17 protein-coding genes are annotated in these 21,410 nt (G+C 62.2%); 6 read left to right on the forward strand and 11 right to left on the reverse strand.

Annotation, left to right across the window (positions count from 1 at the left end; genetic code table 11):
* Positions 1 to 60: 60 nt before the first annotated feature.
* The 9 genes from G473_RS0113650 to G473_RS26925 all read right to left on the reverse strand — a co-directional run bounded on the left by G473_RS0113650 (position 61) and on the right by G473_RS26925 (position 9,726).
* Positions 61 to 2,232 (reverse strand): TonB-dependent receptor, encoded by a 2,172-nt coding sequence (locus G473_RS0113650; protein WP_029013559.1) that lies wholly within the window; start codon positions 2,230 to 2,232, stop codon positions 61 to 63.
* A gap of 258 nt (positions 2,233 to 2,490) precedes the next feature.
* Entirely contained in the window at positions 2,491 to 3,258 is a 768-nt protein-coding gene (locus G473_RS0113655; protein ID WP_029013560.1) for an aspartate racemase/maleate isomerase family protein, read from the reverse strand.
* Complete coding sequence (locus tag G473_RS0113660) at positions 3,251 to 3,562, reverse strand: hypothetical protein (protein WP_029013561.1); 312 nt, start codon at positions 3,560 to 3,562, stop codon at positions 3,251 to 3,253. The genes G473_RS0113655 and G473_RS0113660 overlap by 8 nt, the downstream gene beginning before the upstream one ends.
* Before the next feature lie 6 nt (positions 3,563 to 3,568).
* A complete protein-coding gene (locus G473_RS0113665; RefSeq protein WP_029013562.1) occupies positions 3,569 to 5,128 on the reverse strand; it encodes an ABC transporter substrate-binding protein in 1,560 nt (519 codons plus the stop codon).
* A gap of 2 nt (positions 5,129 to 5,130) precedes the next feature.
* Positions 5,131 to 6,270 carry a class I SAM-dependent methyltransferase gene (locus G473_RS26910; protein WP_051330272.1) on the reverse strand — a complete coding sequence of 380 codons (1,140 nt, stop codon included), beginning with the start codon at positions 6,268 to 6,270 and terminating at the stop codon, positions 5,131 to 5,133.
* Position 6,271: 1 nt separating this feature from the next.
* Positions 6,272 to 7,168: an ABC transporter ATP-binding protein gene (locus G473_RS26915; protein ID WP_084438116.1), complete on the reverse strand. Its 897-nt coding sequence runs from the start codon at positions 7,166 to 7,168 to the stop codon at positions 6,272 to 6,274.
* Positions 7,165 to 7,986, reverse strand: coding sequence for an ATP-binding cassette domain-containing protein (locus G473_RS26920; RefSeq protein WP_051330274.1), 822 nt, complete (start codon positions 7,984 to 7,986; stop codon positions 7,165 to 7,167). The genes G473_RS26915 and G473_RS26920 overlap by 4 nt, the downstream gene beginning before the upstream one ends.
* Entirely contained in the window at positions 7,983 to 8,795 is an 813-nt protein-coding gene (locus G473_RS0113685) for an ABC transporter permease (RefSeq protein WP_154667405.1), read from the reverse strand. The genes G473_RS26920 and G473_RS0113685 overlap by 4 nt, the downstream gene beginning before the upstream one ends.
* Complete coding sequence (locus G473_RS26925) at positions 8,788 to 9,726, reverse strand: ABC transporter permease (protein ID WP_051330276.1); 939 nt, start codon at positions 9,724 to 9,726, stop codon at positions 8,788 to 8,790. Before G473_RS26925 ends, G473_RS0113685 begins: the two co-directional genes overlap by 8 nt.
* 288 nt (positions 9,727 to 10,014) lie before the next feature.
* On the opposite strand from G473_RS26925, the gene G473_RS0113695 reads away from it, so the two are divergent.
* Complete coding sequence (locus tag G473_RS0113695) at positions 10,015 to 11,214, forward strand: FAD-dependent oxidoreductase (protein ID WP_029013564.1); 1,200 nt, start codon at positions 10,015 to 10,017, stop codon at positions 11,212 to 11,214.
* Positions 11,215 to 11,230: 16 nt separating this feature from the next.
* The gene (locus G473_RS26930; RefSeq protein WP_051330277.1) at positions 11,231 to 12,703 is read left to right on the forward strand and encodes an aldehyde dehydrogenase; all 1,473 of its coding nucleotides are present in this window, start codon (positions 11,231 to 11,233) and stop codon (positions 12,701 to 12,703) included.
* Positions 12,704 to 12,765: 62 nt separating this feature from the next.
* Here the strand turns inward: G473_RS26930 and G473_RS0113705 are convergent, their stop codons facing one another.
* On the reverse strand, positions 12,766 to 13,593 hold the full coding sequence (locus tag G473_RS0113705; RefSeq protein WP_029013565.1) for a GntR family transcriptional regulator: 828 nt from the start codon (positions 13,591 to 13,593) through the stop codon (positions 12,766 to 12,768).
* A gap of 280 nt (positions 13,594 to 13,873) precedes the next feature.
* Here G473_RS0113705 and G473_RS26935 point away from each other — a divergent pair, with 280 nt between their 5' ends.
* The 4 genes from G473_RS26935 (at position 13,874) to G473_RS0113725 (ending at position 19,842) form a co-directional block, all read left to right on the forward strand.
* Entirely contained in the window at positions 13,874 to 16,072 is a 2,199-nt protein-coding gene (locus G473_RS26935) for a xanthine dehydrogenase family protein molybdopterin-binding subunit (protein ID WP_051330278.1), read from the forward strand.
* 89 nt (positions 16,073 to 16,161) lie between these two features.
* Positions 16,162 to 16,956: a GntR family transcriptional regulator gene (locus G473_RS0113715; protein ID WP_051330279.1), complete on the forward strand. Its 795-nt coding sequence runs from the start codon at positions 16,162 to 16,164 to the stop codon at positions 16,954 to 16,956.
* 261 nt (positions 16,957 to 17,217) lie between these two features.
* Positions 17,218 to 18,222: a hypothetical protein gene (locus G473_RS0113720; protein WP_029013567.1), complete on the forward strand. Its 1,005-nt coding sequence runs from the start codon at positions 17,218 to 17,220 to the stop codon at positions 18,220 to 18,222.
* A 156-nt stretch (positions 18,223 to 18,378) separates the two neighbouring features.
* Positions 18,379 to 19,842 carry a methyl-accepting chemotaxis protein gene (locus G473_RS0113725; protein ID WP_029013568.1) on the forward strand — a complete coding sequence of 488 codons (1,464 nt, stop codon included), beginning with the start codon at positions 18,379 to 18,381 and terminating at the stop codon, positions 19,840 to 19,842.
* Here the strand turns inward: G473_RS0113725 and G473_RS26940 are convergent, their stop codons facing one another.
* On the reverse strand, positions 19,843 to 21,384 hold the full coding sequence (locus tag G473_RS26940) for a B12-binding domain-containing radical SAM protein (RefSeq protein ID WP_210163322.1): 1,542 nt from the start codon (positions 21,382 to 21,384) through the stop codon (positions 19,843 to 19,845).
* Between the last annotated feature and the right edge of the window lie 26 nt (positions 21,385 to 21,410).

Raw genomic sequence — 21,410 nt, forward strand, 5'->3', positions numbered from 1 at the left:
CGGCGGCGAACATGACTGCTAAAGGATGGGGGCCGTGGCAAGCGGCCCCCTGAAGAAGGATCAGAACTTCGCTTCCAGCGTCAGGCCAAACTGGCGGCCCCGCGGCAGCGAAACCTGATAGCCGCGCGGGCTGCCAGCTACGCCGAAATCGACGTAACGGATGACACCCATCGGGTCCAGATTGTCGAACAGGTTCTTGACGAACAGCGTCGCCCGGTAGTCGCCATAGCTGATGCCGGTACGGGCATCCAACTGGTCACGGCTGCCGGTGGACGCGAAATTACCCACCTGATCATACTTCTTTGACCGATAGGTGTAGGTGACGTTGAAGAAGCCATCCACATCTTCCGTCAGGGCCGTATTAAAGTCCGACACGGCGGAGAACTGGTATTTCGGCGTATTCGGCGCGATCTTGCCCTTGATCGAGCTATTGCCGGTCAGGCGGCCCACTTCGGCATCGACACCCTTGGTATATTTCGGATCATTGACCGAAATGCCGGTCGAGATCTTCCACCATTCCGTCAAAGCGGCCTGGGCTTCAACCTCAATCCCCTTGACCTCCAGCGAGCCGGCATTGGCGATGTAGGAGATGGAACCGGTGCCGAACACGGCCGACTGGGTAAGCTGCTGGCTGCTCCAATCAATGTAGTAAGCCGCCAGGTTCAAGCGCAGACGGCGATCCAGCAAATCGGTTTTCAGACCAACTTCATAGTTCCAGGCGGATTCCTCATCATAGAAAACCTGATCGCCGGTCAAGCGGACATCGGAATTAAAGCCGCCCGGCTTGTTGCCACGGGCAACGACACCATAGGCCATGACATCCGGGTTGAAGCGATAATCGACCGTGAAGCGGGGATTCCAGCTTTTGAAGGTCTTGGACAGGCCGTACTTATTGTCCCCGCCCTTCAGGCCCAGCTTGTCCACGGCGTAGCGCAGTTCCGCACCAGCGCGCAGCGCATCGGTAAACTGGTAATTAACCAGGGCGTAACCGGCATAGTTACGCACCGTGTTGGTGCCATTATCCTGCAGCCGGTTCAGCGGATACATGAAACGCTCGGTCGCCCGATCCTCGTCATACATGTAGACGCCAGCCAGCCAGCGGAACCCGTCAACCGTGTCGGCGCTGACACGGAATTCCTGCGAGTAGCTTTCCACATAAGTGCCGTCGCGGGCGTGGAGCGTACCACCGGCACCGGTGATCGGCTGGAAGTCCAGATCAGCCTTACGATCCTCGTCCGAATGCGTATAGCCGGTGATCGAGGTAAGCTGATAGTCACCAGCCTGATAGTTGATGATCGCGGCGGCACGGGAGGTCTCGCGGATCAGCCCGCCGCCATCAACGGCATCAAGATTGAGGCTGATTTCCTCAGGCGAGGCCTGGACGACGCCGCAATAATATTGAAACGCGGTGCCGGCAGCGTTGGGGAAGCAGTTATTCTTCGCCGCGCGTTGCAGCACGGTGGCATCATGGCCATCATTATTCTTGCCATAGGAATAACGCAGCGTGATGTCGAGATTATCGCTGGGCGTGAACAGCAAGGCGCCCGTCATCGCCTTGGTTTCTTCGTCACCGATCTTCTTGCCATAGCGGCTATCGGCACGGTTATTGTTCCGGTACTCACCGCCATAGGTGTAGTAATTGCCGGCAAGCTGGAAGGCGAGCTTGTCCTGCACCAGCGGACCGCTCAGCATTGCCAGCGCGTTATATTCATCATGCTGGGCGGCGGTCAGCTTAACCTCGCCTTCCATCACATCCGACGGCTTGCGCGAGACGTAGGAAATGGCGCCGGAGAAGGTCTGACGGCCATACAGCGCCGATTGCGGCCCCTTGATGACTTCCACCTGCTCCACAAAGGCCATTTCCGGGCCGAACAGGCTGTCCGGAATGAACACGCCATCCAGGAACGACGCCGCGTTCGGTGTGCCCAGGATGGAGGACTGGCCACGAATGGCCGGGCGATCCAGGCGCCGGCCAAAATCCTGATCATAGGAGAGGCCGGGCACCAGATTGCTGAGCTGGCCGATATCCTTGACGCCTAAACGGTCCAGCGCGTCACGGTTCATGGCCGTAACCGACACCGGCACATCCTGGAGACGCTCGGTGATTTTACGGGCCGTGACGACGATTTCCTCAAGCTGGAACGTGCCGTCATCCTGGGCCTGGGCGGCCGGCGCCAGCAGCGCGACCAGCGGGGCGCAACATACCAGTCGCGCCATGATTTTCTTGTTCATCCTTGAACCCTCCTGCTGTGCAGCCTTCAGTCCAAAAGGCGCAACCGGCGTCACCGCCTCCTGCGTCTATTTGTATTTTTTTAAATACATTATGAGGGTCAGGATGGGCGGAGGCGGGAAGTTTTGTCAACCGCTTTATGGCGCTTTCGAGCACAAAATATGCTCGATTGATATAACAATATATTCGGCACGTCGCCTCCCCCGCACAAACACTGGAAAAGCGCGGATAGAGAGAAATTTAGGAAAATTCCTTTCAATTTATTGATTTGTATCCTTTAGCGCTCTTTCCAGTAATTGGGCGGGAGAAGGCGAATCTGTACGTAATGCGCGCAGACCGGCCCAGGCCAGGGCCAGATTGGATGAGAGAAGCAATTTGTTCTTTGATGCAGACGACTTCGCCGTTTCCGCCAGCGCCGGAAGACTGGGCATACCCGTCCCCATCATCAAGATCATGTCCGCTTGTATCTGCGCAGCGCGGGCCAAGGCATCGGCGATGATCCGGCTGCGCAGCGTGTAGATGGCGTGATAGCCGGGTGTTGGATTTTCGATATCCACCACATCGGCAACCGTGAATCCCGCGGCCTGCCAATAGGTGAGCGCCCGCTCCCGCAACATGCCGGGATAGGGGTTGACCAGCACCACATGGCGGGCGCCCACCTCAGCCGCCGCCGCCTGGATCGCATGGGCCGCCGTCAGCAGGCGCACGCCACGCTGACTGAAAGCGCTTATCAGATCCGCCTCGGCCTTCGCCCCCAACAGATAAGATGTCCCGGTACAGGCGAACAAGGCCGCGTCCAGGGCGATCCCGCCGAAACTGTCCAGGCTCTGATCGAGGGTCTCCGCATAGATTTCCAGCCGGCGTAATAGGGATGGGTCCGTGCTGTGCATGCGGGTGGTCAGCATGGTGACGCTTGTGCCTAACAGGCGCTGCATCTCCGGTTCCACCGTCGGGTTGCCGGAAGGGGTCAGCACCCCCAGCACACCGCCATCACCATATTCCAGTCCCTGCCCTGCGGTCTTATTCATCGCGGGGGCCATCCTGGCGCGTCAGCCCGGCCAGAACCCGGGCCATCAGCCCGTCGGTTGCCGCCTGCCGCTCTGCCATGGCAGCACCATCAAGGGAGGCGGATTTCAGCGTATCGACAGCCACGCCGCGCAGGCTGGCCACTTCCCGTTCCAGCCGGTCAATCCGGTCATTGGCGACCGACAATTCCAGCAGCATCGCCATGGCGATGCGCAGCACCGTTTCCGTTTCGCTGTTATCCAGGCTGGCCGGGCGGGTGCCACGGGCCAGGCTGGACAGTTCCACAATGGCATCGGCCGGTTTCATGAACGATTACTCCGTCGGCTGGTCCGTCCCGCCAGCCCGGGTGATGGTCCGGTAATCCGGCACCCGGTTGCGGATGGTGATGTTGGAAAGACGGGGGGAATGGGAGAACAGGTCGATCTGATCGACCAGGAAGGCGGCGGGCGCTGCCTGCTGATAGTCGCGCGCCAGTGCCTGCATCCCGGCAAGGCGTTCCCCGTCATCCATGATCTGTGCCACCTGCCCCAGCCGGTCGGCCAGCGCGCGGTCGCAGAAGAAGGGTTTGGGACGGCGGCAGGAGAACACCTCCATCGGCCGCAGCGCATCATTATAAGGGGAGCTGTTCCAGGAGGCGCCAAACGCATCCGCTGTCCAGCTATTGGTCAGGAATTTCCTGAGATATTGCGGGAAGGTGACGATCTGCAGGGTCAGATCAACCCCCACCGCCCGCCAATATTGGGCGACCGCCTGATAGATCAGGGTATCGGCCGGCACACTATCCACCACCACTTCGGCATTCAGGGGAAAGCCGTTGGTAAAACCGGCCTGCCGCAGCAGATCACGCGCCTTTTCCGGGTCATAGGGATAAGGCGCCAGCGCCGGATCATACCCGAAACTGAAGGATGGGGCCGGCTGTCCTGCCGGTGCGGCATGGCCTTCCAGCAGCACATCAGCCAGAGCCTGCTTGTCGATGGCATAATTCAGCGCCTGCCGCACCCGCACATCCCGTAGCGGCGCGTTCGGTGCCGCTCCTTCCACCCGGAAGGCGATGGACATCACCTGCATGGAGGGGGAAATCAGGATCGGGAAGCGATTACGCTTCAACCGCTCCAACTCGTCGATCTCCACCCCCGCAATATCGACATCACCGGACAGCAGGGCCTGGGCCCGTACTGCCGCATTGGGCAATTCCATGAAGGTCAGGCCCGTCACGGCGCTGGGGCGCCAGCGATAGGGGTTGGCCACGGCCTGGGCCTGCCGCCGCCGCTGATCCCAGCCTTTCAGCAGGAAGCTGCCGGTCCCGACCGGCTGTTGGGCGAAACCGTCCGGCCCCAACTGGCGCCACAGGTCCGGCTCCACCATCATCACAGCGGCCATCCGCTTGGGCAGGATGGGGTCGGGCTCAGCCGTTTCCATCTCCACCACCAGCGGATCGATGGTGCGCACGGCCTTCACGCCGCGCAACTCATTGCCGATGACGGAACGCCGCCCTTCCGGCGACATCAGCCATTCCATGACGGCGGTGACGGCATCGCCATCAAACACCCGGCCATTACCGAAGCGGACATCGTCGCGCAGGTGAAAGCGCCAGACGGTTGGGCCCACCGGCTCCCAAGCCGTCGCCAGGGCCGGCTGCAACCGGCCCTGTTCATCCAGTTCCGTCAGTGCATCAAAGATGGCGGCCCAGACCTGCGACCCCGGCCGTCCATTGCCTCGGAACGGGTTGCCCAGGCTGGCCGGAAGGGAATTAACCGCCATGCGCAGTTCCAGCGGTGCCGGCTCCGCCGCCATCGCTGTCGCCAGCACGGGGGCCGGCGGGCAAATAGCCGCCAGCAACAGCAGGGGAAGCGCCAGAAGGGTTCGCCGCATCCTCATCCCCGCGTCCCGCCGGTCTGCTGTCCGTAAGCGACATACCAGGCGCCGGGTCCGCGCAGTTTGGGGATGCGCTCCTCCCGCACGGTGGCGGCATCGAAGCCGGCTGCCACCATATCGCCCGTCACGTCAGCCGTGGCGTATTTCACCCAGAATGGTTCGTTGTTGAATTCCACATCCCAGGATTTTTCCACCTGATGCGGCACGTCCAGATCCTGGAAGCGATAGGGCACATCCTGGTGCAGGGCGACGCCCCCGGCCGCCAGCAGCCGGCGGCTTTCCCGCATCATGGCGCGGCGGACATCATTATCGATCTCATGCATGACATTGTGGGACACGACGAGATCGAATTCCCCATCGGCAAAGCCCAGCCGCGCCGTATCCATCTGATGGAAGAAGACACGCGCCCCCAGCGCCAGGGCGCGGGCATGGGCATAGCGCAGCATGCCGGCGCCGATATCCACGGCATGCACGTCCGCTTCGGGGAAATGCAGCGCATATTCACAGGCCGCCGCCCCGGCGGAACAGCCGATATCCAGGATGCGGCGCGGCTTCAGGTCGGGGAACCGTTCCGCCAGAAAGGCGATGACGGCGCCAGCCTTGCTGTCCCCGGCCCCGATCCCCTGCCCGACGGAAAAGACGCGCCCGCCCATCTCATACAGCGCGCCGGCCACCACATCCGCCTCCCCCCGGTCCAGCGTATAACCGCCGGGCTGGAGATGAATGTCGATATCGGCCACCAGACCGATGCCGGACAGGCCGGGGTCCAGCGACAGGCCGCCGCCGACCGTCTCCAGCCGCTCCGCCGTCAGCCGCCGATATGTCTCGCGCAGGGTCTCATCATGGCGCAGGATCGGTTCCCCTGCCGTCTGCCACAGCAGTTCCTGTGCTGCCCGGTTCATCGCGCTCCAGGTCCGGTAACCGGAACTGAGGCGGAAGGCATCCGCCACCTCTTCATGCGATTGCGGGGCGTGACCATGGGCGGCGCTGAAAGCCGGCACGCCCTGCTTTTCATAATGGCTGATATTGCGGGGACGCACCTGGGCGTTCAGGAAGCGGCGCAGCGCCACGATGGCGCTCTGCCGGCTGCGATCCTCGGCGGTCAGGTCGGGCAACATCGCGTGCGGTGCGGTGATCATGTCACTCTCCTTGGCGGCTGGCCTGCTGTCCGGCGCGGTGCGCGGCCAGCAGGCGGCCCAGATGGTCCTCGTCAATTTCCCCCGCCGCGGTCAGCGCCGTCATCAGGTCCGGATCGGCCAGCGCCCCCTTGGGGTCCAGCGATGCCGCCAGCAGCAGGTTGGTACAGGGGTGGGTCGGCCGTGCCATGACAATGTCGACAGCACCTGCTTCCACGATGCGGCCCGACCGGATGACGCAGACATGATCCGCCAGGTGCCGGACCATGGCCATGTCATGGGAAATGAACAGGATGGCCAAGCCCAGCCGGTCGCGCAGTTCGATGAACAGGGACGCCACAGCCGCCTGGGTGGTGACATCCAGCGCCGACAGCGCCTCGTCCGCGATCAGCAGGCGGGGTTCCATTGCCAGGGCGCGGGCAATCGCAATCCGCTGCTTCTGCCCGCCCGAAAGGCCGGAGGGCCGCCGGTCCAGCAAGGCGCTGTCCAGATGCGCCAGCGCCATCAGCGCCTCGATCCGGGCGGCGCGGGCCGCACGGTCGCCATAGCCGATCACCTCCAGCGGTTCGGACAGGATGGCGCGGATGGTGTGGCGCGGGTTCAGGCTGGCGTCGGGATCCTGGAACACCATCTGGATCGACCGGCGCGCCCGGCGCCGCACCTCCCCCTTCAGGCTGGCCAGATCCTGCCCATCCAGGCAGATGCGGCCCTGGCTGACGGGGGCGATCCCGGCCACGGCGCGGGCCAGGGTCGATTTACCCGAACCGGACTCCCCGACCACGGCCAGGATTTCACCGGCATGCAGGTCCAGGCTGCAATCGGACAAAGCCTGTTTGGCCTGGGCGCCCGTGCCATAGCGCACGCCCAGCCCTTCGATGGTCAGCAGGGGTGCCGTCATCATGCCTCTCCCGTCGCGGCCGGTGCCAACCGGGCATGGCGCAGCAGGCTGCGTGTATAATCATGCTGTGGATCGGTCAGCACCTGTGCCGCCGGCCCGCTTTCCACCAGCCGGCCCTGATGCATCACGGCGATCCGGTTGCAGATGGCCGCTGCCACACTGAGATCATGGGTGATCAGGATGCTGGCGCGGCCGGCCGTCTGCTGCTTCAGCAGGGCCAGGATCTGCAACTGGATAGTCGGGTCCAGTGCCGTTGTCGGCTCATCCGCGATCAAAAGGTCGGGACCGTTGGCCAGCGCCAGGGCGATCATGGCCCGTTGCCGCTGCCCGCCGGAAAGCTGGTGCGGATAGGCATCCACGCAGGCATCCTTCCCCGGCAGCCGCATCCGGGCCAGCATCTCCACCGCCAGGGTGCGGGCGGATTTCGCATCCAGGCGCTGATGCCGGCGGATGGATTCAATCAGGATGGACCCGATGGTCCGCACCGGGTTGAAGGAGGAAAGCGGGTCCTGGAACACGAAGCCGATGCGCCCGCCGCGCAAGGCCCGCATCCGCCCTTCATCCAGATCGTCAATGCGCTGGCCGCCCAGATGCACCGATCCACCGGCCAGCCGCACCCCATCCGGCAGCAACCGCGCCACGGCGAAAGCGGAGAGCGATTTGCCCGACCCGGACTGGCCGACAATGCCCAGCACCTCTCCCGCCGCTACGGACAGGGACACGCCATCCACCAACCGGCGCGGCGCGCCGCCGGCTGGTACGGCATCGATCTGCAAATCCCGGATGGCCAGGATGGGGGTGTCGTTCACAGGCCCGTTCATGCCGTGGCATCCCGCAATTTCTGGCCGAACAGATGGGCGCTGACCACCAGAAGGATGATGGCGCCGGCGGGGGCCAGCAACATCCAGGGGGCGACCAGCATATAGGCCCGGCTCTCATTCAGCATGCCGCCCCAGCTTGGGGCGCCCAGGGGCGCACCGATGCCCAGGAAGGACAAGGCACTTTCCGCAATGATCATGTCGGCGAAATGGAACACGACCAGCACCGACAGGCTGGGGATCAGCCCCGGCAGCACATGGCGCAGCAGCAGCCGTGCCGTGCCCATCTGCATCATCTCTGCCGCCAGGACATATTCGCGCTTCAACAGGCTGCTGCCCTCCGCATAGGCGACGCGGGCGAAGACGGGCCAGGTGGCCAGCCCCAGCGTCAGCACCACGGCCCAGAAACCGTTGGACCCGACAATGGCGATCACGCTGACCGCCAGGACAAAGACGGGAAAGGACTGGGTGAAGCTGGTCAATTGCCGCATGAAGGCACCCAGCAGGGAGGTGCTGCGCGCCGCCAGCAGGCCCAGTGCGGTACCGATGCAAAAGGCGATGGCCGTGGCCACCAGGGCGGTTCCCAGCGACCGGTAAAGCCCCGCCAGCAACCGGGCCGCGATGTCCCGCCCCAACTGGTCGCAGCCCAGCCAATGCCCGTCCGTGAAGGGGGCGGCAAAGCGTTTGGACAGGTCGATCAGGGCGGGATCATGGGCCACCAGCACCGGCCCGGCCACCAGCGCCAGAAGGCACAGGCCCAGCACACCCAGGAACAGCCAGGACCGGCCGGAGGCGAAAAGACGCTCAGCCATTGGCACCCCCCGCCGCACCGGGGCCACGCAAGCGGGGGTCAAGGCGCATCTGCACCGCCTCCGTCGCCAGATTGGTCAGGAAAACGGCGATGACGATGATGAAGACAATCGCCTGCACGACGGGAAAATCCAGATTGAGGGTGGAGCGCACCAGCAGCCAGCCGATACCGGGCCAGGCGAAGATCGTCTCGATCACCACCAGCCCCGTGACCATGAAGGCAAATTCCGCCCCCACGACAGCCGTGGCGCCGAGCAGTGCGTTCGGCATCACATGCCGCCAAAGGATGGTGCGCGGCCCTGTCCCGATGGCAACAGCGGTGCGTACATAATGCGACCGATAGGCCGCGGCAGTATTCGCCTCCACCACGCGGATCAGCTTGGGCGCCAGGAAAGATGCGACGGAAACCACCGGCAGAACCCAGCTTGCCGGCCCCGCATAACCGACGGAGGGCAACCATTCCAGCCCCACGGCGAAGAGGTTGACCAGCAGCAGTGCCAGCACGAAGCCGGGAAAGCCCTGCATCACCGATATGAAGCCGCGTGCCAGCCGACGCCCGGCCCCGCCCCGTTCCTGCCCCAACCACGCGCCAACGGGGATAGAGACAGCAAGGTTCAACGCCATGGCCATCACGGCCAGGAACAGGCTGGCCGGATACGTATCCAGCACCTTGTCCAGCGCCGGCATGCCATCTGCCAGCGAGGTGCCAAAATCCAGCCGCACCATATGCGAGGCGAAGATCAGATATTGCTCGATCAGGCTGCGGTCGAAACCATAGGCTTGGCGCACCGCATCCAACTGGGCCGGCGTGGCGTCCGGCCCCGCCAGCATGATTGCCGGGTCACCGGCAAGCCGGACCAGAAAGAACAGCACCGTCATGGTGGCGACCAGCAGGAACGCGAAGTCGCGGGCCCAGATCAGAAGCCGCAACATGGGGACTCTCCCGCGGCAGAAGCATCAATGCCGGAACGGCACGATATTGTCTCTTAATGAGTACATCACCAGACAATGCAGAGACAAGCGCTTTTGTCGGAAAAGCAATATATTCTACCGAAAATTTGCGCCAACATATTGATTTAATTGAATATTAATACACCTCAGACAAGCCTAGCCTGGAATGTACTAAAATAAATACAACAAAGTCGATTCAGGGGTTGTCAGGGCGTCGCATTGTCTTATAGTGGATACAAATTAGCGCATAAACAAGCGGCGACCCTCACCATGCAAGCATCCGAACGGCGTGTCCTTATCGTCGGTGCCGGGCCGGTCGGCCTGATGACGGCCTATCTCCTGTCCCGTCAGGGGATCCCTTCCCTTGTGATGGAGCAGGAAGCCGAGCTGCCCCGCGACCTTCGCGCCTCCACTTTCCATCCGCCCACGCTGGACATGCTGGATGAGCATGGTTTCGCAAGCCCCCTGATTGCGCAAGGCCGGATCTGCCCTTCGTGGCAAATTCGTATGCACGACACGCACGAGCGGGCGGAATTTGACCTGTCTGTGCTGAAGGACGACACCGCCCATCCCTATCGCCTGCAATGTGAGCAATGGCGCCTGTGCGTGCTGCTGCTGGAACGGCTGCAGGGCGAGGCGCTGGTCGATATCCGCTTTTCCACCCGGCTGACCGATCTGGCGCAGGATGGCGACGGTGTCACCGCGACGGTTGAAGGGCCGTCGGGCATAGAGAAGCTGCGCGGCCTGTTCCTGGTCGGCGCCGATGGCGCGCGCAGCGTTGTGCGCGGCCTGATCGGCCTGGAATTCGATGGTGTCACCTACCCGGAGACAACCATCCTGGCGACCACAAGCTTCCGGTTTGAAGACCACTTGCCGGGCCTGTCCAACGTCAACTATGTCTGGAAAAAGGACGGCACATTCAGCCTGCTGCGCCTGCCCGACCGCTGGCGCTGCAGCCTCTACCCCGATCCCGGCATGCCGATCGAGGAAGCGCTGCTGCCGGAAAATATCGACCGGAAGATGCAGGAGATCGTGCCGCGTGATGCGGAATATGAGATCGGGGAGGCCCGTGCCTACCGCGTCCATATGCGCATCACCCGCGATTACCGCAATGGCCGCGTCGTGCTGGCCGGCGATGCCGCGCATATCAACAGCCCCAGCGGCGGCATGGGGATGAATGGCGGGCTGCATGATGCCTTCAACCTGTCCAGCACCCTTACGGAAATCTGGCGCGGTGCGTCGCTGGACCTGCTGGACCGCTATACCCGCCAGCGCCGCCCCATCGCGGAGGCAGAGGTGCTGGCCCAGGCCGACCGCAACCGGTCGCGCATGCAGGAACGCGATCCCGCCAAGCGGCGCGTGATCCTGGACGATCTGCTGCGTATCATCGCCAATCCGGAAAGCGCGCGGGCCTATCTGCTGCGCTCCTCCATGATCGAGGCCCTGCGCAAGTCGGCGCAGATCCAGTAAGGGAAGCGGAGCCGCCATGTCGATCGATTTCAGCGCCTTCATTGCCGGCCAGCCCGTAACTGGCAATGGCCCCGCCCAACCCGTCATCAATCCGGCTACGGAAGAAACCCTGGCCGCCATCCCGGAGGCCGGCGTCGATCTGGTAGATCGCGCCGCCCAGGCCGCCCGCATTGCTTTTGAGGATGGCCGGTGGCATGGCAAGTCTGTGGAAGAGCGGCAAGCCATGCTGCGCCGCATTGCCGATGTGATTGATGCCGCATCCGACGAACTGTCCGCGATCGAGACGGCGAATACCGGCATTCCGCTGAGCCAGGCCAAGGCCCGGCATATTGCCCGCGCCGGGCATAATTTCCGCTTCTTTGCTGATTATATCGGGCAGGCCGCTGGCCGGATCTATGATCAGGCCCCCGATCATATGACCCTGGTGCGCCGCCAGCCTGTCGGCGTGGCCGGTCTGATCGCGCCCTGGAACGCACCGGTCGCCCTGGGGGCGATGAAGATCGCCGGCGCCATCGCCTTCGGCAATAGCTGCATCATCAAACCATCCGAACAGGCCCCCCTGGGCGTACACAAACTGGTGGAACTGATCCATCGGGCGGGGCTGCCGGAAGGGGTTGTCAATCTGGTCAGCGGTCGGGGGGCTGTGACCGGCGATGCCCTGGTCCGCCACCCGGAGGTGGACCTTGTCTCCTTCACCGGTGGCACGACAACGGGCCGCGCCATCATGTCGGCAGCGGGGCAGATGCTGAAGCCCTCGACCATGGAATTGGGCGGCAAATCCGCCAATATCATTTTCGACAGCGCCGATTTCGATCAGGCGGTGGATGGCGCCCTGCTGGGTATCTTCACCAATAATGGCCAGCAATGTCTGGCCGGGTCGCGCATTCTGGTGCAGCGTTCCATCGCAGACCGCTTTATCACGGCCTTCCTGGAACGCGTTGCCCGACTGCGCATTGGCAGCCCGCTGGATGCCGGGACGGAACTGGGGCCGGTCGCGTCCAGCGCGCATCGTGACCGCATCCTGTCTTATGCCGATACCGCCCGGCGAGAGGGGATGCAGATCCTGGCCGGCGGCAGGGCACATTCAGGGTTCGACAAGGGCTTCTATCTGGAACCGACCGTCGCCCTGACCGACGATCCCGGCGCCACCGTCTGCCGGGAAGAAATTTTCGGCCCCTTCGCCACCATTCTGCTGTTCGACACGCCGGACGATGCCTTCCGCATCGCCAATGCCACCCGCTTCGGGCTGGTATCCTATGTCTGGACCCAGGATATTTATCTGGCCCTGCGCGCGCAGGAAGAACTGCAATCCGGCGTCGTCTGGATCAACACACCGATGATGCGGGAATTGCGGGCCCCCTTCGGCGGCTGGAAGGAATCCGGCGTCGGTGCGGAAGGCGGCCTGGATTGCGAAGCCTTCTATACACGGCAGAAGACAATCACCCTGGCCCGCCACCCGCTGGCCCTGCGGCGGATGGGAACAGCATAGGCAAGTGCAGGATGTTGGGGGGTAAAGGAAAAGGTTGCCTTTCCCCCCAGCCGTCCCCGGCTTCAGCCGATATGGCGCCATTGCGGCCGGGCGGTGCTGTTGTCGCGGGTCAGCAGCATGTAATATTCGTACCGGTCGGGATTATAGAGGCTCTGCTGATGCAGGATGGGTTTGCCTTCCCGGTCAAACACGGTCCGCCGCAGGCGGATTACCGGCGAGCCGATCGCCACACCCAGCTTTTCCGCCGCATGGTCGTTGGCGGCGATGGCACTGATGGTCTGTTCAGCGCTGACGGCAATGATGCCGGCCTGTTCCAGAATGCGCACCACCGGCCTGTCATCCGCCATCTGCCCGTCCAGAAGCGGGCCATAGGATGGCGCCAGATAGACCCCTGTCAGGGATACCGGCTTGTCCTTGTGGGAGCGCAGACGCTCCAGCCATACCCCCCGGCTGCCGGCTGGCAGCTTCAACGCTGCCACAGCATGGGGAGGCAGCAGCGTATCAGGGTTGAAGGCCAGGGTCTGTGCCGTCGTTTCCACCCCGATGGTGATCAGGTTCTCGATCAAGCCAGACAGGCGCTGGGGGCCGGCACCTCCCCCTTCCTGGGGGGCCGGGAAGGTGCCCACCCCCTGGCGGCGCACGACCAGCCCTTCCCGTTCCAGCATCTCCAGCGCCCGGCGCACCGTAACGCGAGAAAGGTTGAACTGGGCAGACAGGGCCATTTCCGTGGGCAATGGCGTGGTGGGACCATAGGCCCCATCGGTGATCTGCTGGCGCAGCACGACATAAAGCTGGTGATAAACCGGCAGGCTGCTGCCATCCTTGGACAAGGCCCCCCGCCCGCCACCGCTGGCCGGACGTCCCTTTTTCTGCTTTGTGGTCAAAGCCAATTCATATCCCCAATCGCTTCAATCGGCCGGCGCTACGCATAAACTGTTCCCCGAAATCCGGGAGGGCATCAACCGGTTTGCCCGCGTTGTATTATACATGATACCTTTAGAAAAGGGTGTCCCGGTGGAGATGGATGACAGGCTGACGATGCCCAAGTGATGGAAATAAAGGCTTTCCACACCTGTTATGGCCGTGCCCGACAGGTGGTTGCTGGTTGAAGGTTAAGGTGCTTTGTCGTCCTTTACAATCAAGATTGGCGTATCGGGTGAAGGAGGTTTCGTGACAAGAGACAAATCGGCAGCCACATGGTCCGCCCCCGCCCCTTCCCGTCGTGCCATCCTTGCCGGCGGTGGCAGCCTGCTGCTGGGTTTGGTTGCAGGCCATGCAGGATTGGCCAGCGCCGCCGGCCAGGCAACGGATGCAGACACGCCTTTCGCTGCCTGGATGGATATCGCCGAAGATGGCGCCATCACCGTTGCCACACCAGCGGCAGAAATGGGCCAAGGTATCTTCACCTCTCTGCCTAAGATCCTGATTGACGAGTTAGGCGGTGACTGGTCACAGGTCACGGTCGTGAATTCCGACGGGAATCAGGCGCTGGCAAACCCGGCCACCAAGGGCCAGACGACGGGCCAGTCCATCAGTGTGCGGGGCTATTACCCGCTGCTGCGCAAGCTGGGGGCCCAGGCGCGGGAAATGCTGCGTCAGGCCGCCGCCGCACACTGGCAAATCCCTTTGGACCGGGTGCGAATTGAAAATGGGTTTGCGGTCGACGCCCAGTCCAGCCGACGGATCAATATTGGAAAGCTGGTCAAAGCGGCATCCGCCCTGCCCCTGCCGGAAAACCCACCGCTGAAGCCCCGCGACCAATTAAAACTGGTGGGTCAGGCGACCCCGGCCAAGGATTGTGCGGAGAAGGTCAGCGGTCGCGCCATCTATGCAGGCGATATCAAACTGCCCGGCCTGTTGACCGCCATCGTGAAGATGAGCCCGGTTTTCGGCGGCAGCGTGCGTCATTACGATCCGGCCCCTGCCCTGGCCATTCCAGGCGTGGTCGCTGTGGTGCCCTTCGGCGGACAGGTGCTGGACACACCTTTCCCCTATGAAGCCGGCCTTGCCATCGTGGCGGAGAATTTCTGGGCGGCCCGCAAGGGATATGACGCGCTGGAGGTGGAATTTGATGGGGGGCGTGATCCCGCCTGTTCCACCGCTGCACTCGCCGCTACGCGACCGGGGCTGGCGGTGAAGGGGCCGGCCATCCAGGCGCTGGCACAGGGCGATACGGCCACCGCCTGGGCGGATGCCGCCCATCGGCTGGACTATTTCTACGATGTCCCCTTTCTGGCCCATATGACGATGGAGCCGATGACCTGCGTCGCCCAAGTGGACGGGGACCGCGCCACCTTATGGGCACCAACCCAGGGCCCCCAAATGGTGGCGCGCGTGGTGGGGCAGTTGCTGGGCATTAATCCGGAACAGGTGACCGTGCATCGCACCTTCCTGGGCGGCGGGTTCGGCCGGCGCTGGCCCCGTGACTTCGCCGTGCAGGCCGCAGAAATCGCCAAAGCCGTCGGGCGCCCGGTCAAGCTGATCTGGACACGCGAGGAAGATACCCAGCACGATTTTTACCGCCCGGGCATGGGGTTGCGTGCCCGGATCAGCCTGGACGCGACAAGGAAGCTAACAGGCTTGCACCTGACCGCCGTCGGTCCCTCCCTGATGGCGTGGCAGCGGGCCCCAAGCGGGCCGCCGCGTGCCGATTTTGCGGCCGTGGGCGGATTGAACGATATTCAATACAAGCTGCCGGCGCTGACGGTGGATTGGGTGGACCAGCCAACGCCGATCCCCATCGGCATGTGGCGTGGCGTCGGCCATTCGCAGAACGGTTTTTTCGTCGAAAGCATCATTGACGAGCTGGCCTATGCGGGCGGGCACGACCCCTATCATTTCCGCCGCGATCTGCTGACCGATCATCCGCGGTCGGTCAGGGTATTGGACAAAGCAGCGGAAGCCATCGGCTGGGGCCGTGCGCTGCCGCCGGGCCAGGGCCTGGGCATCGCCTTCATGGAATCCTATGGCACGCTTGTGGCCCATAGCGCCCTGGTCAGCGTAACAGATGGCAAGGCGAAAATCGAAAAACTGGTCGCGGTGGTTGATCCGGGTTTAGCTGTCGATCCGGGAACGATTGAGGCCCAGGTCCAGGGTGCCGCGATCTTCGCCCTCTCGGCGCTTTACCACGGTGAAATCACCGTGACCGACGGCAAGGTCGATCAAAGCTCCTTCATCGATCAACCGACCCTGACAATGGCGGAAACCCCGCCGATCGACGTTCATATCCTGGAAACAGAAGGGGCACCCATAGGGGGAATGGGAGAGCCGGGCCTGCCCACCGTCGCCCCTGCCGTTACCAACGCCATCTTCGCGGCAACGGGCATCCGTATCCGGTCATTGCCACTCGCCAAGACGAAGCTGGCGTAAATTCTCACAACGGGCCGCTTGTACAAAAGGGCGAAGACGCTGATAAAAAGGGTATAGGGCAACATCCGCAAAATCGGGACGGGAGTTTCATGGACCATCCGACCATCGAAACGGGACTAAGCTCGGACCAACTGGATCACTCCGCGCCGACGCCGCTTTATCACCAGATCTATCTGGTATTGCGAGAAAAAATACGCAGCGGCGCGTTTCCCGCCAACTCCATCATGCCGGGTGAGCAGGAGTTGGCGAAACTGTTCGATGTTTCCCGCATCACTGTCAAACGGGCGCTGAATGAGCTGGCAGCCCATGATCTGGTGACGCGCCATCGCGGGCGCGGCACGGTCGTTACCGCCTCAGCGGCACTGCCGCAGGTCCATGGCAGCTTCGACAATCTGATCGAAAGCCTGAAGACCATGGGCCTGGAAACCCAGGTCGAGATACTGGAGATGACCGATCAGCCAGCAGCGTCAAATGTTGCCGCCCTGCTGGATATCGAACCGGGTACCAAGGTCCAGCGCGCTGTCCGCCTGCGCAAACTGACGGGGGAGCCCTTCAGCTATCTGGTGCAGTATATGCCCACGGACATTGCCGCAATGATCCCCCGCGATGCGATGAAAACCGTGCCGATTCTGCTTCTGCTGGAGCAGGCCGGCGCCACCCCCTATGAAGCAGAGCAATGGATCACCGCCGTCGCGGCGGAGCCCCATATTGCTGCCGCCCTGGGCATGAGCCCCGGCGCGCCCTTGCTGCGGGTAGAGCGTGTAATGCGTGACAAGACAGGCCGCGCCATCCAACTGATCCACGCCCATTACCGGCCCGACCGGTTCAAATACCACATGCGGTCGAGCCGCAAAGGCGGTGCCAGCGCTTGGAAATCGGAATAACATCCTTGATAATAGGGGTAAAATTTCTGGTTAATATTTTGATAAAAAAGCAATTATTTTTTCAATGCCATTATGCGCTGAACAGGATTAGGAATAAAAATCTATAGGATAATTTTCCCTTATCGTTCTGTCGTCTTATATGGAAATCAGGCGCTCATATTTGTGAACATCACTATAAATTTCTCTTAAATTAGATAAAGAAAACTCAATAACTAATTGTTATTATTTATATATGTCATCCATTCGAGGATGGAGAAAAGCATGTCGCGACGGGTTGAATGGAAGCGTCTGGTGAAATCCGCTTTGCCAGCATGCTTTGTGGTGCTGGTATTGTGGTTTGTCGCCTGGATCGTATCGGTGGGCGGTCCGCTTAAATCCGTTTCGCAGCAACCTGTCGGCGATGCGTTCAACAGCTTGAACGCGCTGTTCGCTGGCCTTGCCTTTGTTGGCGTGCTGACAACGATCATCTTCCAGCTTGTCGATCAGGCAGAATCTACCGACAAGCTGCGGGAAACAGCGGAGGCCAACCAGCGGACCATGCAGGCCGCCACCGACAAGGCGGTTCTGGACATGTTCCAGACATTCTGCAGCCCCTACTTCCAGGAAGTCAAAAGCGCGTCCCACCAGATATTGATCCATTGCATGGTCAGCCGGCGGTACCGCGATTTTGTCGTCAGCCGCCTGTTCGTGGTCGATCAGTTGGATTTGGATGAGGGTCTTAAAGACTGGTTGAGCCGTACCTATGGCGCCGCCTCAGCGACCGATACGGATGGCAACCTCTCCAAAGAACGGCTGCAGCGCTACAAGCTGGATGAATTGATGAATTTCTTCAGCCTTCTGTCAGTGCAACATTGTAGCGCCGACGTGGTGAAGCGATGCGATTTTGCCTATCCCTGGTGGCGACCGCTGTTCTGGGAAATCGCCTTGACCCAGCTTGAACGGTATCAGGCCAGCGAGGTCATCCAGACCATTGCAAGCCCGCCCCCGGCTTCCGCGACGTCGTGGAAAGGTTGGACCGTCTTTATGGGTATGAACCATTTGCCGGGCGTGAAGATCTGGAAGCGCATCTGGCCGCTCACCCCAAGATCCGTGCCTATCGCGCAGGCCCCTTGGCCAATGGCGCCCCCCAATGACCGGATGTGTCGCCGCACCATCACCCCGGCGGGGGGAATACTGATATTGCCGCTTCATCTTTTTCAGCCGAAACAGATGCGAAAATTATGCGTTGGCTTGACATGGATCATCCCGGACGAAACCCTTCTATAGGATATAGGGGCGCCACCACGAAGGTGGTATCGTCCGGCGCCCTCCAACCGGCATGATTGCAGCCCGCATTTCCCTTTTTCGTCCTTTCACCCCCGCGTCAGCACCGTTTCCGCCTTCGTTTCCCTTCCGGACTGACCTTTCAAGGACCGTGGCACGATGATGCAACTTGCGAATATCCGCCGGATGACCTCCCTGCTGATCCTGGGGCTGCTCTTGCTCCAGGTGCCGGCCATCGCTGTGGGTGAACTGGTTCTGACAGGGCACTTCAAGGGAACGGCGACATTACTTTCGGCCTTATTGTTCCTTGCTGGGGTGGCGGCACATTGGCTGCTGCGTGGACAGGCGCTGGAGCGGATCGTGCTGGGCGGATTGCTGCCCATGGCCGCGGCGGCTGCGATGGTGGCGGTCCAGGGCACGGCCTGGCATTCCGACATCCATATCTATTTCTACGTGCTGATGGCGGTGGTTGCCGGCTATTGCGACCGTTGGGCATTGATTGCCGGGGCTGTGGTGCTGGAAATCCACCATCTGGCAACCGCGTTCCTCGCCCCCGATTATCTGTTTCCCGGCAATGTGGACGTGCTGCGCGTGCTGCTGCATTGCTGGTTGATCCTGTTCCAGACGGGGCTGCTGCTGGCGCTGGCCACCACCATGTCCCGTGCCTTCCATAGTGCAGAGGCAGCACTGGCCGAGGCGCATGAGGCCCGGGAAGCGATTGAAAAGGCAACGGCGGAGCGTGAGGCGCTGGCTGTCCAGGCCCGTGAAGAGCGGATAACGGCACTCAATCAGGTCGCCGATCAGCTTGAGCAGGATGTCGGCCAGTTGGCCGTGGAAGTTTCCGCCGCCGCGCGGCAGGCATCCGAAGATGCCGAGGCCCTGCGCGGCTTTGCCCAGAAGGGCATCGAAATTGCTGACGGGGTGAGCAAATCAAGCCAGGGCGCGTCTGAAAGCGTGGATACGCTGGCGGAAGGCACAGAGCAGCTTGCCGCCGCCATCTCTGAGATTGGTGAGCAATTGGAGCGGTCCACCGCCGTCTCCCACCGCGCGACAGAGAAGGCACGGGATAGTCAGCGGATTGTCGCCAGCCTGTCTGAAACCACCCGCAGCATTGATAGCGTGCTGGGCGCGATCACCGATCTGGCTTCCCAGACCCAGCTTCTGGCGCTGAACGCGACCATTGAGGCATCCCGCGCCGGGGAGGCTGGCAAGGGCTTCAACGTCGTCGCCAATGAGGTGAAGAACCTTGCGGCCCAAAGTGCGCGGTCAGCCCAGGATGTGGGCGATAAGATCGCCGCGATCCGGCAAAGCACGGATGAAGCCGTAGCCGCGATTGAGGAAATCGCCCAGATCATCACCGATCTGGATCAGGTGAATGCCGCCATCGCCAGCGCCATGACGGAGCAGGATGCCGCCACCCGGGAAATGGCTTCCCACGCCTCCAACGCCGCTGCCGCCACCCGCGTTTCAGCCCAATTGGGCGACGATGTGGTGCGGGTTGGCACCTCCACCGGTCAGGCTGCCGACCGGATGACCGGCCTGTCGGAGACGTTACGCCAGCGCACCGATCGCCTGACGAAGGCCGTGGGTGCCTTTGTGTCCCAGGTCCGCCGCTCCGCCTGATCAGGCTGCAGCAGCGGAGTCCGCTTCGCTCCCGGCTTCGTTGGCTTTCAGCATATAGCGGATCTGGGCATAGCGGCTGAGGAAGGTCAGGATATGGCCCTGCGCATCGGGACGGAACGTCGCTTTGCGCAGCACCCGCATGATCATGGCCTTTTCCGCCATTCCCTGGCCGGAAAGCCATTTCAGCAACGGCTTTTCGCTTTCCGGCAGGCCCATGGGCTGTGGCTCTGCTGTCGGCGCCACGCCCCCGCCATAGGCAGCCAGGAAATTGTCGATCCGCTGCTCCAGCGCGCGCGGGGCATAGACATCGGCACAGAGCTGGGCCACCCCCTGCTCCAGTTCCACCCGCGACATATGCCGGGGGATGATATTGGTGGTGTGGCCGTTGGCATTCTTCCAGTCCGGTCCGTCCAGCCGCCCTTCCGCCCGCAACCGGTCGTAAAGCGGTGTGCCCGGCGGGGCAACCAGACTGCCAATCGCCAGCAGGGGAATGGGCGAGTCCTGAATGAAGCCACGCAACCGGTCGAAAATATCGGCCTGATCCGCATCGAACCCCACCACGATCCCGGCATGCACGGCGATGCCATGACCCAGAATGGTGGCGAGTGCGGCATGGATATCCTGATGCAGGTTCTGTTTCTTGCCCGCTTCGCGCAGGCTGTCCGTGTTCACGGTCTCCACCCCGATGAAAACCGTGTTCAATCCGGCGGCCACACAGGCGCGCATCAGATCACTGTCGCGGGCGATATCAATGGATACTTGCGTCATGAAGTAGACAGGGTCGCTTCGCCGGGCCTGCTGCCATTCCGCAAGGGCTGCCAGCAAGGCGCGGGCCTGCTGACGGTAGACGGTGAAATTATCATCCGCCAGGAATATCTGGCGATAGCCGTGGTGATAAAGGACGTCCAGTTCAGCGATGACTTGTGAAACATCCTTGTGCCGCTGTTTGCGGCCCAGATACTGGATCACATCGCAGAAATCACACTGGAAGGGGCACCCGCGCGAAGTCTGCAGGGTGCCCATGGTCGCCCCATGGTTCGGGTACAGATCCCAGCGCGGGATCGGGGAGGTTCGCAGGTCGGGGCGCGTACCCTCATACCTGTCGCGCCATTGTCCAGCGGCAATATCGGTGAACAGGCCGTGGGCAATCTCCTCCACCTCACCACAGACCAGGATATCGGCGTGTGGGCGCATCTGCTCCGGATTCAAGGACGCATAAGGCCCCCCGATCAGCACCGTCGCCCCATGACGGCGCGCGGCTTCGGCCAGCGCGATCATCCGGTTGCGTTGCGATACCTTCCCCGTGATAGCGACGATATCGACACCCACCCCCACCCTATCCAGATCGACCGGCAGGATGGCTTCATCGCTCAGGCTGATTTCCCAATCCTGGGGGACAAAAGCGGCGATGGTGGCAATGGCCAGATCAGCCACCGGTGTACGGCCCGGCGCGCCCACAGCGGCATAAATTTCCGCCGAATGATAGCTGGGCGCGTCATTGGCGGGATTGATGATGTGGATGCGCATCGTACTGCTGACCATGACCGGAACCGATACACGACCATGAC

Origin of the sequence: Niveispirillum irakense DSM 11586 (assembly GCF_000429645.1) — a bacterium.
Taxonomy (GTDB): Bacteria; Pseudomonadota; Alphaproteobacteria; order Azospirillales; family Azospirillaceae; genus Niveispirillum; species Niveispirillum irakense.